Here is a 14,657-nt window from a genome sequence, read left to right on the forward strand (position 1 = left end):
TCAGCCTGTCGTGCAGGCCGTGCCGTTGACGGCGAACGCCGTCGGTGCGGGGTTCTGGCCGGTGTGCGAACCGTTGAACCCGAGGTCGACGGACGCGCCCGGTGCGAGCGTGGCGTTCCACGCCGCACCCGTCGCGGTGACCTTCGCACCGGTCTGCGACCAGGTCGCGCTCCAGCCCTGCGTGAGCTGCTGGCCCGGAGCCAGGTCGAACGTCAGCGACCAGGTGAGGGGAGCGGCGCCGGTGTTCCGCAGGCGGACCGAGGCCGTGAAGCCCGTGCTCCACGAGCTCGCGGCGTAGGTGACGGCGCACGTCGCAGGACCGGACGTCGGCGTGGGTGTCGGCGTCGCCGTGGGCGTGGGTGTCGGTGTCGGTGTGACGGTGGGCGTCGGGGTCACCGTCGGCGTCGGGGTCGCGGTGGGTGTCGGCGTCGCGGTGGGTGTCGGCGTCGGGCCGCCCGGCTCCGTGCCCCACATCAGCACGCCCTTGTCGTACAGCGTGATCGCGCGCGTCTTCACCGGGTCGCCCGTCGCCGGCAGCCCGACGAACGACGGGTCGTTCGTCGCGTCCCAGCCCGCCGCGCCCGTGACACGGAACTGGATCTCGCGGCGGTGCTGCGACTGCCCCCCGGGGTGGATGTCCTGGCCCACGCAGCTGAGCTCGGCGTAGTAGAGGGCGCCGCCCGCAGGGACGACCTTCGCGGGCGTCGTGCCGCACTCGCTGTAGTTGGTGGTCACCGCGAGGCTCGAGGCCGGGACGCCGGCGTCGAGCGTGAACCAGTACCTGACCGTGGCGTTCTTCAGGGACCTGGCGGGGAACGCCGAGCGGTTGCGGACGATCGCCTTGACCTCGGTGAACGTGCCGCCGGCCGGCTGGTTGAGCTTGGCCTCGACGAACAGCTCGTCCTGGTCGGGCGTCTCGGCGACCGGGAAGCCGGCGAGCGGCGTGCCGCCGTACTGCGCCGTGAGGTAGGCCAGGGCGCTCGTGAAGCCCGCGTTGTAGTCGGTCGCGACCTCGTTGGCGACGTAGTCGTCGCGGCTGTCGGTGTAGGCGTCGTTCGCGGACCCGGGGCCGCCGACGAGCGCGCCGTACAGCACGTGCCGCGTCTCGACCGGCACCTTGCTGGAGTCCTGCCACGACCCGTGCGCGGTGCGGTGGTGCGGGTTCTGCGGCGGGTTGGCGCCGAACCCGACGACGTACGACGACTTGCGCGGGTTGTCGCCGAGCGCATACCCGATCTGCCGCACGCCGAAGTCGTGGTACCGCGCCTTGCGCGTCGGGTCGGTGAGCCAGTCGCTGTACACGAGCGCGACGAACGACGTGTTGGCGGCGTACCGCAGCGCACCCCACGAGTCGAGCACGGCCAGACCGCCGGGGGAGTAGGTGATCCGCTCGCCGTTGTAGCCCGACGTCCAGTAGTCGAGCCAGCGGTTCGCGTCGTCGACGTACTTCTGCTTGCCCGTCTCCATCGCGAGCAGCGCGTACGCCGCGTAGGACTTGTCGTCCCACGCGACCGTCCACTTGTACGACTTGAGGTTCGTCTGGTTCTGGTTGCTGAGCTTGTCGTACTCGGTCTCGGCCTTCGCGAGGTACATCGCGTCACCCGTGGCCTTGTACAACCAGTAGGCGCCCCACACCAGCTCGTCCTGGTAGCCCGACCACGACTTGTAGAACGCCTGCGCGTCCGTGACGCAGTCCGAGTAGTTCCCGCGGTAGGTGTCGGCGAACGTGTACAGCTGCTTCGCGTGCGTCAGGAGCGTCGCCGAGTACGCCGGGTCGGCCGTCTTGAAGACGATCGACGCGGACGCCATGGCGGCGGCCGTCTCGCCGGCGGCGTCCGACCCCGGGCACGTCGCGCTGATCTTGTACGCCGGGCGCGGCATCGTCATGACCTCCGCGGGGCCCCACCACTTGTGGTCGTCGTCGCCCTTGCCGACCTGGACGTACAGCTCGTTCGGCGCCGTGTGGGCCTTGACCAGGTAGTCGTTGACCCAGCGGAGGTTGTCGCGCAGCTCGTCGAGCTGGCCGGCCTGCGCGTAGCCCTCGGGGCTCTCGATGGCGCCCCAGGCGAGCATCGTCGCCGAGAACGCCATCGGCAGCCCGAACTTCACGTGGTCGCCCGCGTCGTACCACCCGCCCGTGAGGTCCTTGCCGACGTCCTTGCCGTCGTCGAGGCCCGAGTCGCCGCGCCAGGACACCGGGAAGTCATCGGGCAGGTCGCCCGAGCGCTGCGCCTGGTAGAAGAACATCGACTTCTGCAGCGCCTCGGCGTAGTTGTGCGCGGGTGCCGCCTGGGCGGCCTGGAGGGGCACGAGCGTGCCGGCGACGACCGCGGCCACGGCGGCGCCCGCCCACAGCGCGCGACGCGGGCGGGAAGAGGTGAGGCGAGACATCGGCGTCCCTTCGCGACGGGGGAGGAGCGCCGGTGGAGCGCTCCCACACCCCGTCACCGGGGTGCGACGACGTCGTCGCACCGGGGGTGGGGGCGTACCGCGATCGTCGTGACGAGGGACGCGAGGGTCAACGACCGAACCGTTTAGGCCGGACGCACCGCGGCCCCGGACCGACGGACGGTCCGGGGCCGCGGGACGGCGTGCGACGTCAGGCGCTGGGGGTGTCGCCCTCGTCCGGCGTCTTCGGCGCCGTGCGTCGCGTCGCCTTGCGCGCGGTCTCCTGCGCGGCGTCCTTCGCCTCCTTGGCCTTCTCGCCGACCTCCTCGGCCGCGTGCGACACGGCCTCGGCGGCCTTGCGGCTCGCCTCGCGGCCCTTCGCGACCGCCGAGCCGGCGGCCTCGCCCACGGCGTCCGCCGCGTCGCCGACGGCGTCCTGCAGGTCGCCCGCGGCCGCGTTGGCACGTGCCTTGAGCGAGTCGCCGCCGAGCGAGTCGGCCGGCTCCCACGGCTCGGCCCACGGGTCCGTCGTCGAGCGCGACCGCAGCCACGCGAACGCCGCGGCACCCGCACCCGCCACGAGCGCGACGGTCCAGAGCACCTTGGCGCCCGAACGGCCCTTCTCGGCCTTGGCCGCCTCCTTGGCCGCCTTCTTCGCGGCCTTCGCGACCTTCTTCGAGTGCTTGCCGGCCTGCGTCGCGGCGACGTCCGCCGCGTGCTCGACCTGAGCCCCCGCGCGCACCGCGGCGTCGTTCACGGCCGCGACGAGCTTCGGGATCAGCTCCTCGACGAGCTTGTCGTGCGCGGTGTCGATCGCCGGCGTCGCCTTCTTGGCGGCCTTCTCGACCTGGGGCGCGGCGGTCTTCACGCTCTCCTTGTAGAGGTGCTCGACGCGCGGCGTCAGCCAGTCCACGAACGCCTCGACGCGCGGGGTCGTCCACTCCTTCGCCTGACCGGCGGCGTCGGACGCCCGGTGGGCCGCGTCCTTCGCTCCGTCGGCGAGCGTCGCGCCGAGGTCGGCCGCGTGCCCCTTGAGTCGTTCGGTGTCGACGTCGATCTTCGGACGATGGGTCATCTGCCACTCCCGGACTGGTCTCGACTGGTCCCGACGCTGTGACCTCCCACTCTGCCACCGACCGCGCGCGTGCGCCCGGTGCAGCGGGGTGGTTCGCCGGGGGCGAAGTGCGGCGCACGCCCGGGCGCGGCGTCGGCGGCGGGTGCCAGACTGGCCCCATGTTCGCGACCATCCACACGTCCGCCGGTGACATCCGGGTCGAGCTGTACGAGAACCACGCGCCGCGCACCGTCGAGAACTTCGTCGGGCTGGCCAAGGGCACGATCGAGTGGACGGACCCGTCCACCGGCGCCCCGCGCACCGACGCGCTCTACGACGGCGTGATCTTCCACCGCGTGATCCCCGACTTCATGATCCAGGGCGGCGACCCGCTCGGCAGCGGCCGCGGCGGCCCCGGCTACCAGTTCGACGACGAGATCCACCCCGAGCTGACGTTCTCGGAGCCCTACCTGCTCGCCATGGCGAACGCGGGCAAGCGCCTCGACCCCGTCACGGGCAAGGTCGGCGGCACCAACGGCTCGCAGTTCTTCATCTCGGTCGCCGCGACCCCGTGGCTCAACGGCAAGCACACGATCTTCGGCAAGGTCGCGGACGACGCGAGCCGCCAGGTCGTCGACGCGATCGCGACGACGCCGACGCGCCCGGGCGACCGCCCCGTGCAGGACGTGACGATCACGTCGATCACGGTGGAGGACTGAGATCAGCGGTCCCCACGTGCCGGGCGGCCCCGTGCCGGGGCCGCCCGCCGTCCCCGGTGACGGCGGCGCCGGGGCCCCCGTGTGCCCCCGCCACCCCGACCGCGTGTCCTACGTGCGGTGCCAGCGCTGCGGCCGGCCCGCGTGCCCCGAGTGCCAGCGTCCCGCGGCCGTCGGCGTGCACTGCGTGGACTGCGTCGCCGAGGCCGCGCGCACGTCGCGCGAGGGCCGCACGGTGTTCGGCGGTCGCGTGCGCGGCGGCCGGCCGGTCGTCACGCTGACGTTCATCGGCCTGTGCGTCGTCTCGTACCTGCTGCAGCTGACGGTGCCCGGCTGGACGATGCGCTGGGTGTTCAGCCCCAGCATCGGCGAGGTCGAGCCGTGGCGCTTCCTCACCGCCGCGTTCCTGCACTCGCAGGGCCAGGTCTTCCACATCCTGTTCAACATGATCGCGCTGTGGATGGTCGGCCCCTACCTCGAGCAGGCGCTGGGCCGCGCCCGCTTCGCGACCCTCTACCTGCTGAGCGCCGTCGGCGGCTCGGTCGGCGCCGTCGTGCTCGCCCCGGTCGTCGGGGGGTGGAACGTGGGCCTGGTGGGCGCGTCGGGCGCGGTGTTCGGGTTGTTCGGCGCCGTGCTGGTCGTCATGCGCCGCCTGGGTCGGGACGCCGGGCCGATCATCGGGATCCTCGTGCTCAACGGGGTCCTCGGCTTCGTGCTGCCCGGGATCGCGTGGCAGGCCCACCTGGGGGGCCTGGTCGTGGGCGCGGCGCTCGGTGCCGCCTTCGCGTACGTCCCGCGCGAGCGGCGCGCGCTGGTCGGGTGGGCCGCCCCCGCGGTCGTCGCGGCGGTGCTGCTCGGGGCGACGCTGGCGGTCTACTCGGCGTACCCGATCTGGGCGAGGCTGTGACCGCCCCCAGGGTTGCTCACAGCTGTGGAATTACACGCGTGTAGTTATCCACAGCTCTGTGCACCGCCTGGGGATGACGAACGGCGGCGGATGTGGACGAGGCTGTGCGCACCGGGGTGCGCACAGCCTCGTCACGTGCGGGGAAGCACTGCGGACGTCGGGGCCGTCAGCGCCAGCGGGAGAACATCCCGAAGCCGACGATGATGATCGCGAACCCGATGCCCAGGTTCCACTGGCCGATCCCCGGCACGGGGTACGCGGCACCCGGCGACAGGTACGTCACGACCAGCCAGACCAGCCCGAGGATCATGAGGCCCAGCGCGACCGGCAGGAACCACCGGGGCAGCGGCGCGGGGGCCGACGCCTTCGTGGGGGGCGGCGTGTACGCCGCCTTCTTGCGCGACTTCGACTCGGGCACGGGGTGGCTCCTGTCTGCGACGGTGCGGTGAGCAGGCGGCGCGTCGACGCCACGGGCACGGTCGGCGCCCGACGACGGCCGGGTGCCGGGACGTCGTCGACCTGCGGACCGGTGTCGGCATGGCGCCGAACGTGACCTAGCGTAGTGCCGTCGCCCCGCCGCCCGTGCGCGGGGTACGGCGGAGGGAGCCGGGCGTGACGCACGACGCGCACAGCGACGCGCAGGACACCGCGCGCACGATCGCGGCCCCGCCACGCGCCCGCGTCGCCGGGATGCGTCGCGGCGCCGTCGCCGTCGGCCTCGTCCTCGGCCTCTCCGGGCTGCTCTTCACCGTCAACGCGCGCGCCGCCGACGCGGGCGACGGGCGCCACCCGCAGAACCTCGCCGAGCTCACGCAGCAGCAGGCCGCGAACGTCGAGCGGCTGTCGGTCGAGGTCGACACGCTCCGCGCCCAGGTGCAGTCGCTCACGGCCGAGCAGGACGCGCTCGCGGGGCGCCCCGGGGCCCAGCCGCTCCCGGCGCAGCTGGTCGAGGGCGGTTCCGCGCCCGTGACGGGCCGTGGTCTCGTGATCCAGCTCGACGACGCACCGGCCGACACGCGCCGGGACGACGTCCGGGCCGACCTGCTGGTGGTGCACCAGGAGGACATCCAGACCGTCATGAACGCGCTGTGGGCCGGCGGCGCCGAGGCCATGGGCCTCATGGACCAGCGTGTGGTGGCGACGACGGGCGTGCAGTGCCAGGGCAACGTCCTGCGGCTGCACGGGCGCATGTACTCGCCGCCGTTCGTCGTCACCGCCGTGGGCGACCCCGACCGGCTGCGCGCCGCGCTCGAGGACGACCCCGCCGTCCGCACCTACGTCCGGCAGTCCGGCGAGCTCGGGCTCGGCTGGCACGTCGAGAGCAAGGACCGCCTCGAGCTGCCCGCCTACTCCGGTGCGACGGAGCTGAACTGGGCGCAGGTCCCCGACGACGTCGACGTCCTGCCCGGGGACGACACGACGCCGCCCGCGACGGCCCGTGCCGCGCGCACGCCCGAGGACGGTGCCCGATGACGGCCGCGACGACGCCCGGCCGACCCGCGGCGCACGCCCGGCCGCCGCGCGCGCGTCGCGGTGGCGGCGTCGTGTACGGCGTGATCGGCGTGCTCGGCGAGCTGCTCATCACCGTCGGCGTGCTGCTCCTCGGCTTCCTCGTGTGGCAGCTGTGGTGGACGGACGTCGAGGGTGACGCCGCGCAGGCGCAGATCGTGCGCGACCTCGGGTACGTGGCGCCCACGCCGGCGACCTCGCAGGACGACGGCGTCGCCGACCCCAGCACCGAGGACCCCCCGGTGCTCGCCGAGCCGGAGCACGCCGTCTCGTTCGCCACGCTGACCGTGCCGCGCTGGGAGGGCGAGCCCGCGCGGCCCATCAGCCAGGGCACCGACCGTCCCACCGTGCTCGACGTGCTCGGCATCGGGCACTACGAGGGCACCGCGATGCCCGGCGGCGTCGGCAACTTCGCGCTCGCGGGGCACCGCGTCACGTTCGGCAAGCCGTTCAACCGCATCGAGGAGCTCCAGGTCGGCGACCCGCTCGTGGTCTGGACCCCGGACGCCTGGTACGTGTACCGCGTGACCTCCTCCGAGGTCGTCATGCCCGCCGACGTGCGCGTGATCGAACCCGTGCCCAACGAGCCGGGGGTCGAGCCCACCGAGCGCTACATCACCCTCACGACCTGCCACCCGATGTTCTCCGCGCGCGAGCGGTACATCGTGCACGGCGTGCTCGACTACTGGGCGCCGACGTCGAGCGGCACCCCCGCGGAGCTGCTCGGATGACCCGGGCGCCGGGCGGGCGGCCGCGGACCACCACGGGAGGCTCATGATGTACGGATGGCTCTGGCGGCACCTGCCGGGACCGACCGTCGTGCGGCTGCTGATCGCCCTGCTGCTCGCGGCGGGCGTGCTGGCCGCGTGCTTCCTGTGGGTCTACCCGGCCGTCGCGCCGTACATGCCCTTCAACGAGACCACGGTGGGTGAGGGATGACGCGGATCCTCGTCGTCGACAACTACGACTCGTTCGTCTACACGATCGTCGGCTACCTCGACCAGCTCGGGGCGACCACCGAGGTCGTGCGGAACGACGCGGTGCCCCCGGCGGCCGAGCGCGCCGGGTACGACGGGGTGCTGGTCTCCCCGGGGCCGGGCGCGCCGTCCGACGCCGGCCAGAGCCTCCAGGTGATCCGCGACTGCGCGACGTCGGGCACCCCGATGCTCGGCGTGTGCCTGGGGCACCAGGCGCTCGGCGAGGTGTTCGGCGGCACGGTCACGCACGCGCCCGAGCTCATGCACGGCAAGACCAGCCCCGTCGAGCACGACGGGCAGGGCGTCCTCGCGGGTCTGCCGTCACCGTTCACCGCGACGCGCTACCACTCGCTCGCGGTCGTGGACGGCACGTTCTCCGACGAGCTGGTCGTGACCGCGCGCACCAACGGCATCGTCATGGGGCTCCAGCACCGCGACCTGCCGCTGCACGGCGTGCAGTTCCACCCCGAGTCCGTGCTCACCGAGGGCGGGCACCGCCTGCTCGCGAACTGGCTGCAGGTCTGCGGCTCCGGCGACGCGGTCGAGCGGTCCGCGGGGCTGCACCCGCTCGTGCGGCTCTAGGCAGCGACGGACGACGCTCCCCGACCCGTTCCGGTCGGGGGGCGTCGTCGTGCGCGTGCGGCGTCAGTCCGTCGGCGTCGGCGAGGGGGTGGGCTGGTTGCCGCCCCCACCGCCGCCCTGCTGCGGTCCGCGCGAGACCCGGAGCGTGACGCGCTGCTCCTTCGCCACCTCGGTCCCGCCGTTCGGGTCGGAGGACACGACGGTCCCCTCGGGCTCGTCGGACGCGACGTCCTCCCGGGCGACGTTCGTCAGCCCGGCGGCGTTGAGCGCCTGCACCGCGGCGTCGTACGTCATCCCGCGCAGGTTGCTCGGGACGGTCGCGGTCGACGCCGGGACGGCGATCCCCAGGTTCACGACCGTGCCCTGCGGGATGATGTCGCCCTCCGCGCGGGACTGCTGCACGACCGTGCCCTCGGGCTGGTCGGACTCGACCTCGCTGGTGTTGACCCGCAGGCCCAGGTCGCCGAGCGTCTGGGTCGCGACCTCGGCGTTCTGCCCGGTGACGTTCGGGACCACCACGTTGCCCGACGCGAGGTAGAGCACGACGACCGAACCCGACGAGACGGGGGTGTCCGCCGCCGGGTCGGTCTTGGTGACACGGTCCTTCGGCTGCGTCGGCACGTCCTCGCGCTGCCGGGTGGGGTCGACGGTCAGGCCGGCCTTCTCGATCTCGGCGACGGCCTGCGCCTCGGTCATCCCTGACACGTCGGGCACGGTGACCTCGGCCGGTCCGGTGGAGATGTAGACGGTGACCGTCGTCTCCTTGTCGACCTTCGTCTTCGCCGCGGGGTCCGTGCGGGTCGCCTGCCCGGACGGGTACTGGTCGCTGGCCTCCTGCGCCGGCTGCGGCGTGAGGTCGGCGTCGCGGATCGTCTGCAGCGCCTGCTCCTGCGACATGCCGGCGACGTCGGGGACCTCGACCGTGGTCTCCGGGGGCGGCGACGAGTTGGCGATGATCGCCCAGACGATCCCGCCGACCGCGAGCAGCGCGACCGCGGCCAGCACCCAGATCAGCCAGGGACGCTTCTTCTCCTCGTCCTCCTGCCCGTCCTGGTCCTGCGGGGTGGCCACGAGGCCGGTGGGCCCCCAGGGCGCGCCGCCGGTGGCGGGCGGCATGGCCTGCGTCGCCGCGACCGGCGGCGTCATGACCTGCGTGGCGTCGGCCGCCGGGACGGCGGCCATCGCGGCGCCGACGGCGGGTGCGCCGACGTGCCCGCCCCGCAGCACCGCGTCGAGGTCCGCACGGAACTCCGCGGCCGACGAGTAGCGCGCGTCGCGCTCCTTCGCGAGGGCCTTGAGCGTGATGCGGTCGAGCGTCTCGGGGACGTCGCTCGCGATCGAGCTCGGCACGGGCGGGTTCTCCCGCACGTGCTGGTAGGCGACGGCCACGGGCGAGTCGCCGACGAACGGCGGCCGCCCGGTGAGCAGCTCGAACAGCAGGCACCCGGTCGAGTACAGGTCGGAGCGCGCGTCGACCTGCTCGCCGCGCGCCTGCTCGGGCGAGAGGTACTGCGCGGTGCCGATCACGGCCTGCGTCTGCGTCATGGTCGCCGCGGAGTCCGCGACGGCGCGGGCGATGCCGAAGTCCATGACCTTGACGGCACCGGTGGGCGTGATCATGACGTTCGCGGGCTTGATGTCGCGGTGCACGATGCCCGCGTGGTGCGAGTACTCGAGCGCCGACAGCACGCCCGCCGTGATCTCGACGGCCTCGTCGATGGGCACGGCGTGGCCGTCGCGCAGGATGTCGCGGACCGTGTGCCCCTCGACGTACTCCATGACGATGAACGGGACGTGCGCGACCGTGCCGGTGGGCTCGGTGAAGACGTCCTCGCCGGTGTCGTACACCGCGACGATCGCCGGGTGGTTGAGCGCGGCCGCCGACTGCGCCTCCCGCCGGAAGCGGTTCTGGAACGACGGGTCGCGTGCGAGGTCGGAGCGCAGGATCTTGATCGCGACCGTGCGTCCCAGGCGGTTGTCGTGCCCGATGTGCACCTCGGCCATGCCGCCGCGGCCGATGAGCTCACCGACCTCGTACCGGCCGGCAAGGATGCGGGATCCGTCGTCCACCACTAGGCGTCCTTCACTTCCGTCGATCGCGGGTCGTGGGCCGCTGCCCGAGTCCCGTCTGCCGGGCCGGCCGCGCCGCCCCCCTGCTGCACTGCGGCGATCATCCCACCCGGTCCGCCGCCACGAGGGTACTGGTCCGTCGTCGTGGACCAGGCGGGCTCGGCGGGCGCGGCGCCGAGCAGCCGGTCGGCCAGCGCCGCGCCGAGCAGCGCCACCAGCACGAGGACGAGCACGACCAGCGGCAGGCGCAGGCGGCGCACCCACGCGAGCACGCCGTCGAGCGGACGGGCGGCGGGAGCCTCGTGCCGGCTGCGTCGCCGCCGGTCGTCGGGAGCGGCGGCGCGTGCGCCGCGGTCCCGGCGGGACGGTGCGTAGGACGGCGGCGCCGCCGACGCGCCGCCGGGGTGCGTGCGCTCGGGGGCCGCGGAGGACGACCGTGCGTTCGTGCGGTGCTCGTCGCGGGCGCGCGTCGGCTTGCTGACCAGCACGGCGACGCCCGAGGGCGGCGTCCGGGGCACGAGCTGGTCGAGCAGCGCCGCGAGCTCCTCGCCCGACGCGGGTCGCTCGGACGGCTCCTTCGACAGCAGCCGCAGCACGAGCGCCGCGAGCTTGCGGTCGACGGCCGCGGGCAGCGGCGGCACCGGGTCGTTGACGTGCGCGACCGCGATGTCGACCGCGGTCGGGCCCGTGAAGGGACGCTTGCCCGCCAGCGCCTCGTAGGCGACGACGCCGAGCGAGTACAGGTCGGACAGGGGTGTGGCGGGGCGTCCGACGGCCTGCTCGGGGGACAGGTACTGCGCCGTGCCCATGACCATGCCGGTCGCGGTCATCGTCTTCTGGTTGGAGGCCAGCGAGACGCCGAAGTCGGTGATCTTCACCTTGCCCGAGCGGGCGAGCAGGATGTTCCCGGGCTTGACGTCGCGGTGCACGACGCCTGCGAGGTGAGCGGCGTGCAGCCCGCGGGCGGTCTGCGCGAGCACGGGCAGCAGGCGCTGGGGCGCCAGCACGGGCTCGCGCTCGAGCAGGTCGGACAGCGGCTCGCCGACGACGAGCTCCATCACGAGGTACGCCGAGCCGTCCTGCTCGCCGTAGTCGAACAGCGCCGCGATGTGCGGGTGGTGCAGGGACGCGGAGTTGCGGGCCTCGGTGCGGAAGCGCTCGAGGAACCCGGCGTCGCCGGCGAACTCGGCGCGCAGCACCTTGACGGCGACCGCGCGGGCGAGCGCGTCGTCGTTCGCCTCCCAGACCTCGCCCATGCCGCCGACGGCGATGCGGCGCAGCAGCCGGTAGCGGCCACCGCCGAGCGCGACACCCGGTGCGGTCCTCATGAGCCCAGCACCGCCTCGATGACGGCCTTCGCGACGGGCGCGGCCACGCCGCCGCCGGTCGCCTCGTTGCCGAGCGACCCGCCGTTCTCGACGATCACCGCGACGGCCACGCGGGGCGCGTCGGCGGGGGCGAAGGCCGTGAACCACGCGTGCGGCGGCTGGCCCTCGAGCGTCTGCGCGGTGCCGGTCTTGCCGGCGACCTGCACGCCGGGGATCTGCGCGGCGCGTCCCGTGCCGGAGTCGACGACGCCGACCATCATCCGCGTGAGCTGGTCGGCGGTCCCGGCGGAGACCGCCTGGGAGTACTCCTCGGGCTCGTTCTGCGACACGACCGTGAGGTCGGCCGAGCGCACGGTGTCGACGAGGTACGGCTTCATGAGCCGCCCGTCGTTGGCGATGGCCGACGCGACCATCGCCATCTGCAGCGGCGACGCCTGCACGTCGCGCTGCCCGATGGCCGTCTGCGCGAGGGCCGGCGGGTCGAGGTCGGTGGGGAACACCGAGCGCGTGACCCGCAGCGGCACCTCCAGGTCGGGGTCGTCGAAGCCGAAGCGCGCCGACTGCTCGCGCAGCGCGTCCTCGCCCAGCGTCACGCCGAGCTCGGCGAACGCCGTGTTGCACGAGATCCGCAGCGCGTCCGCGAGCGAGACCTGGTCGCCCCCGCAGCTGCCGCCGCCGAAGTTCGTGATGGGCCGCGACGTCTGCGGCGGCGTGTACTCGACCGGGGACGGCACGGGCGTGTCCGCCGTGTAGGAGCCCGACTCGAGCGCGGCCGCCGCCGTGACCAGCTTGAACGTCGAGCCGGGCGCGTAGCGCTCCTGGGTCGCGTTCGACCGCAGCGGGTTGCCGGGCTCGCCCTCGAGCGCGCGGTACGCGGCGGCCGCCTCGCTCGTGGAGTGCACGGCCAGCGCGTTGGGGTCGAACCCGGGGGTCGAGACGAGCGCGAGGATCCGGCCGGTGGTCGGCTCGATCGCGACGACGGCGCCGTCCTGGTCGCCGAGCGCGGCTCGCGCGGCCTGCTGCGCGGCGGGCAGGATCGTCGTCTCGACCGCGGCGCCCTCGGGACGGCGGCCCGTCAGCAGGTCGCGGATGCGGCTGAAGAACAGCTGGTCGGACCGACCGGTGAGCTGCGGGTTCTCGGCCTCCTCGAGCTGGGTGCGGCCGTTCGCGATCGAGTAGAAGCCCGTCACCGCCGAGTACAGGTCGCCGTCGGCGTAGGTGCGCTGGTAGCCGAACGGGTCGTCGACGGGCACCGAGGACGCGATCGCGACGCCGCCGGCCACGATCGGGCCGCGCGCGTTGCCGTGCTCGCGGTACAGCCCGCGCACGTTGCGGTTGTCGGTGTTCAGCGACTCCGCCTGGAAGAACTGCACCCAGGTGGCGGCGCCCATGAGCGCCACGAACATGACGAGCGTGAGGGTCGCGAGGCGGCGCAGCGGGGTGTTCACCGCAGGTCACCTCCCAGTCGCTCGGTCGGGTTGTCGTCGGGGTCGGGGCCCTCGTGGGCGTCGGCGGTGCGCCCCGGTCCGGACGTGCGCACCGGGGCGGTGCCGGTCGGTGCGGCGGGCGTCCCGCCGGCGGGCGTCCCGGTGCGCCCCGTGCTGCGCCGACCGCCCACCGGGCGTGCGTCGCCGATCGGCGGGAGCGGCACGCCCACGTCGGGCGTCGCGATCGTCCGCACCGCGGGGACGGGGCGTCGTGCCTCGTCGGAGATGCGCAGCAGCAGCGCCGCGATCATCCAGTTGGCCACGAGCGACGAGCCGCCGTAGGCGAGGAACGGCGTGGTGAGGCCCGTCAGCGGGATCAGGCGGGTCACGCCGCCGACGACGACGAAGAGCTGCACCGCGACGACGAACGACAGGCCGCCCGCGAGGAGCTTGCCGAAGCCGTCGCGGACGCCGATCGCGATGCGCAGGCCGCGCTCGACGAGCACGGTGTACAGCAGGAGGATCGCCACGAGCCCGGTGAGCCCGAGCTCCTCGCCGAGCGCCGCGACGATGAAGTCGGAGTACGCGAACGGCACGAGGTCGGGCCGTCCCTGGCCCAGGCCGGTGCCGAACAGCCCGCCGTTGGCCATGCCGAACAGGCCGTACACGAGCTGGCCGGAGCCGCCGTACTGGCGGCTGAACACGTCGTTGTCGAGCGCGTGCAGCCAGACGTCGAAGCGCGCCGCGACGTGGCTGAACGTGGCGGCCGCGACGGCCGCGCCGCCGGCGAACAGCGTGAGGCCGATGACGATCCACGACGTGCGCTCGGTCGCGAGGTACAGCACCGCGACGAACAGGCCGAAGAACAGCAGCGACGTCCCGAGGTCACGCTGCAGCACGAGCACCGCGAGCGAGGCCGCCCACACCACGAGGATCGGCCCGAGGTCCCGCGCACGCGGCAGCTGCAGGCCCAGGACCCGCTTGCCGGCCAGCGCGAGCGTGTCGCGGTGCGTCACGAGGTACCCGGCGAAGAACACCGCGAGGGCGATCTTCGCGAACTCGGCGGGCTGCATGCCGACGGGGCCGACGCGCACCCAGATGCGCGCGCCGTTGATGGTCTGGCCGAGACCGGGCACGAGCGGCAGCAGGATGAGCACGAGACCGACGACCATGGCCGTGTACGTGTAGCGGCGCAGCGTGCGGTGGTCGCGCAGCACCAGCAGCACGACGATCGCGAGCACCACGGAGACGGCGGTCCAGGCGAGCTGCCGGTCGGCGATGTTCGCGTCGGCGCGCCCGCGTGCCGCGTAGGCGATCGAGATGCGGTAGATCATCGCCAGGCCGATGCCGTTGAGGGCGACCACCACGGGCAGGATCACGGGGTCGGCGTAGGGCGCGCGGATGCGCAGCACGACGTGCACGGCGAACGCGAGCACGGTCGTCCCGACCGCGTACGTCATGGCGTGCGGCGGCACGGAGCCGGTCGCGCCGAGACCGGCCAGCACGTAGCCGGCGATGCCGATGACCAGGGCGGGGACGAGCAGGAGCAGCTCGGTCCCGCGACCGGGACGGACCCGGTGGGGCTGGACGCTGGCCATCACAGCGCCGCGGCGGCCGGTCCGGGGCCCGTCGCCGGGGCCGCCGCGGTCGCGTCGCCCGCGGCCGCGTCGCCGGCGGCCGGCTCCGGGTCGGCGGGCGG

Annotated in this window: 13 protein-coding genes; 6 read left to right on the forward strand and 7 right to left on the reverse strand. The window is 73.8% G+C overall.

All coding sequences use genetic code 11. The features are described 5' to 3' along the window. On the reverse strand, nucleotides 1-2,391 hold the full coding sequence (locus CS2_RS11355) for a glycoside hydrolase family 9 protein (protein ID WP_070320074.1): 2,391 nt from the start codon (nucleotides 2,389-2,391) through the stop codon (nucleotides 1-3). 208 nt (nucleotides 2,392-2,599) lie between these two features. Continuing rightward, nucleotides 2,600-3,463, reverse strand: coding sequence for a hypothetical protein (locus CS2_RS11360; protein ID WP_070320075.1), 864 nt, complete (start codon nucleotides 3,461-3,463; stop codon nucleotides 2,600-2,602). A 158-nt stretch (nucleotides 3,464-3,621) separates the two neighbouring features. Here CS2_RS11360 and CS2_RS11365 point away from each other — a divergent pair, with 158 nt between their 5' ends. Next, a complete protein-coding gene (locus CS2_RS11365) occupies nucleotides 3,622-4,161 on the forward strand; it encodes a peptidylprolyl isomerase (RefSeq protein WP_070320076.1) in 540 nt (179 codons plus the stop codon). Between the two features lie 31 nt (nucleotides 4,162-4,192). Further along, on the forward strand, nucleotides 4,193-5,065 hold the full coding sequence (locus tag CS2_RS11370; RefSeq protein WP_046530972.1) for a rhomboid family intramembrane serine protease: 873 nt from the start codon (nucleotides 4,193-4,195) through the stop codon (nucleotides 5,063-5,065). A 166-nt stretch (nucleotides 5,066-5,231) separates the two neighbouring features. On the opposite strand, the gene CS2_RS11375 is transcribed toward CS2_RS11370, so the two are convergent. Beyond that, the gene (locus CS2_RS11375) at nucleotides 5,232-5,483 is read right to left on the reverse strand and encodes a cell division protein CrgA (protein ID WP_046529694.1); all 252 of its coding nucleotides are present in this window, start codon (nucleotides 5,481-5,483) and stop codon (nucleotides 5,232-5,234) included. Between the two features lie 194 nt (nucleotides 5,484-5,677). On the opposite strand from CS2_RS11375, the gene CS2_RS11380 reads away from it, so the two are divergent. The 4 genes from CS2_RS11380 to CS2_RS11390 are packed head-to-tail and all read left to right on the forward strand — an operon-like array spanning nucleotide 5,678 to nucleotide 8,133. Beyond that, a complete protein-coding gene (locus tag CS2_RS11380; RefSeq protein ID WP_233421154.1) occupies nucleotides 5,678-6,538 on the forward strand; it encodes a DUF881 domain-containing protein in 861 nt (286 codons plus the stop codon). After that, the gene (locus tag CS2_RS11385; protein ID WP_070320077.1) at nucleotides 6,535-7,305 is read left to right on the forward strand and encodes a class E sortase; all 771 of its coding nucleotides are present in this window, start codon (nucleotides 6,535-6,537) and stop codon (nucleotides 7,303-7,305) included. Before CS2_RS11380 ends, CS2_RS11385 begins: the two co-directional genes overlap by 4 nt. A gap of 43 nt (nucleotides 7,306-7,348) precedes the next feature. Further along, the gene (locus CS2_RS18840; RefSeq protein ID WP_156442110.1) at nucleotides 7,349-7,513 is read left to right on the forward strand and encodes a hypothetical protein; all 165 of its coding nucleotides are present in this window, start codon (nucleotides 7,349-7,351) and stop codon (nucleotides 7,511-7,513) included. Continuing rightward, nucleotides 7,510-8,133, forward strand: a complete 624-nt coding sequence (locus tag CS2_RS11390; RefSeq protein ID WP_070320078.1) for an aminodeoxychorismate/anthranilate synthase component II — start codon at nucleotides 7,510-7,512, stop codon at nucleotides 8,131-8,133. Before CS2_RS18840 ends, CS2_RS11390 begins: the two co-directional genes overlap by 4 nt. Before the next feature lie 63 nt (nucleotides 8,134-8,196). Here CS2_RS11390 and pknB read toward each other — a convergent pair whose 3' ends face one another. Genes pknB through CS2_RS11410 form a run of 4 tightly spaced genes read right to left on the reverse strand, consistent with a single transcriptional unit; the run spans nucleotide 8,197 to nucleotide 14,556 of the window. Then, nucleotides 8,197-10,206, reverse strand: a complete 2,010-nt coding sequence (gene pknB / locus CS2_RS11395; RefSeq protein WP_070320079.1) for a Stk1 family PASTA domain-containing Ser/Thr kinase — start codon at nucleotides 10,204-10,206, stop codon at nucleotides 8,197-8,199. Beyond that, nucleotides 10,206-11,531, reverse strand: coding sequence for a serine/threonine-protein kinase (locus CS2_RS11400; RefSeq protein ID WP_070320080.1), 1,326 nt, complete (start codon nucleotides 11,529-11,531; stop codon nucleotides 10,206-10,208). Before CS2_RS11400 ends, pknB begins: the two co-directional genes overlap by 1 nt. Further along, nucleotides 11,528-12,979, reverse strand: a complete 1,452-nt coding sequence (locus tag CS2_RS11405) for a peptidoglycan D,D-transpeptidase FtsI family protein (protein WP_070320081.1) — start codon at nucleotides 12,977-12,979, stop codon at nucleotides 11,528-11,530. The genes CS2_RS11400 and CS2_RS11405 overlap by 4 nt, the downstream gene beginning before the upstream one ends. Next, nucleotides 12,976-14,556 carry an FtsW/RodA/SpoVE family cell cycle protein gene (locus CS2_RS11410; protein ID WP_070320082.1) on the reverse strand — a complete coding sequence of 527 codons (1,581 nt, stop codon included), beginning with the start codon at nucleotides 14,554-14,556 and terminating at the stop codon, nucleotides 12,976-12,978. The genes CS2_RS11405 and CS2_RS11410 overlap by 4 nt, the downstream gene beginning before the upstream one ends. Nucleotides 14,557-14,657: the final 101 nt, after the last annotated feature.

Source organism: Cellulomonas iranensis NBRC 101100 = JCM 18110, from assembly GCF_001552375.1.
Classification (GTDB): Bacteria; Actinomycetota; Actinomycetes; order Actinomycetales; family Cellulomonadaceae; genus Cellulomonas; species Cellulomonas iranensis.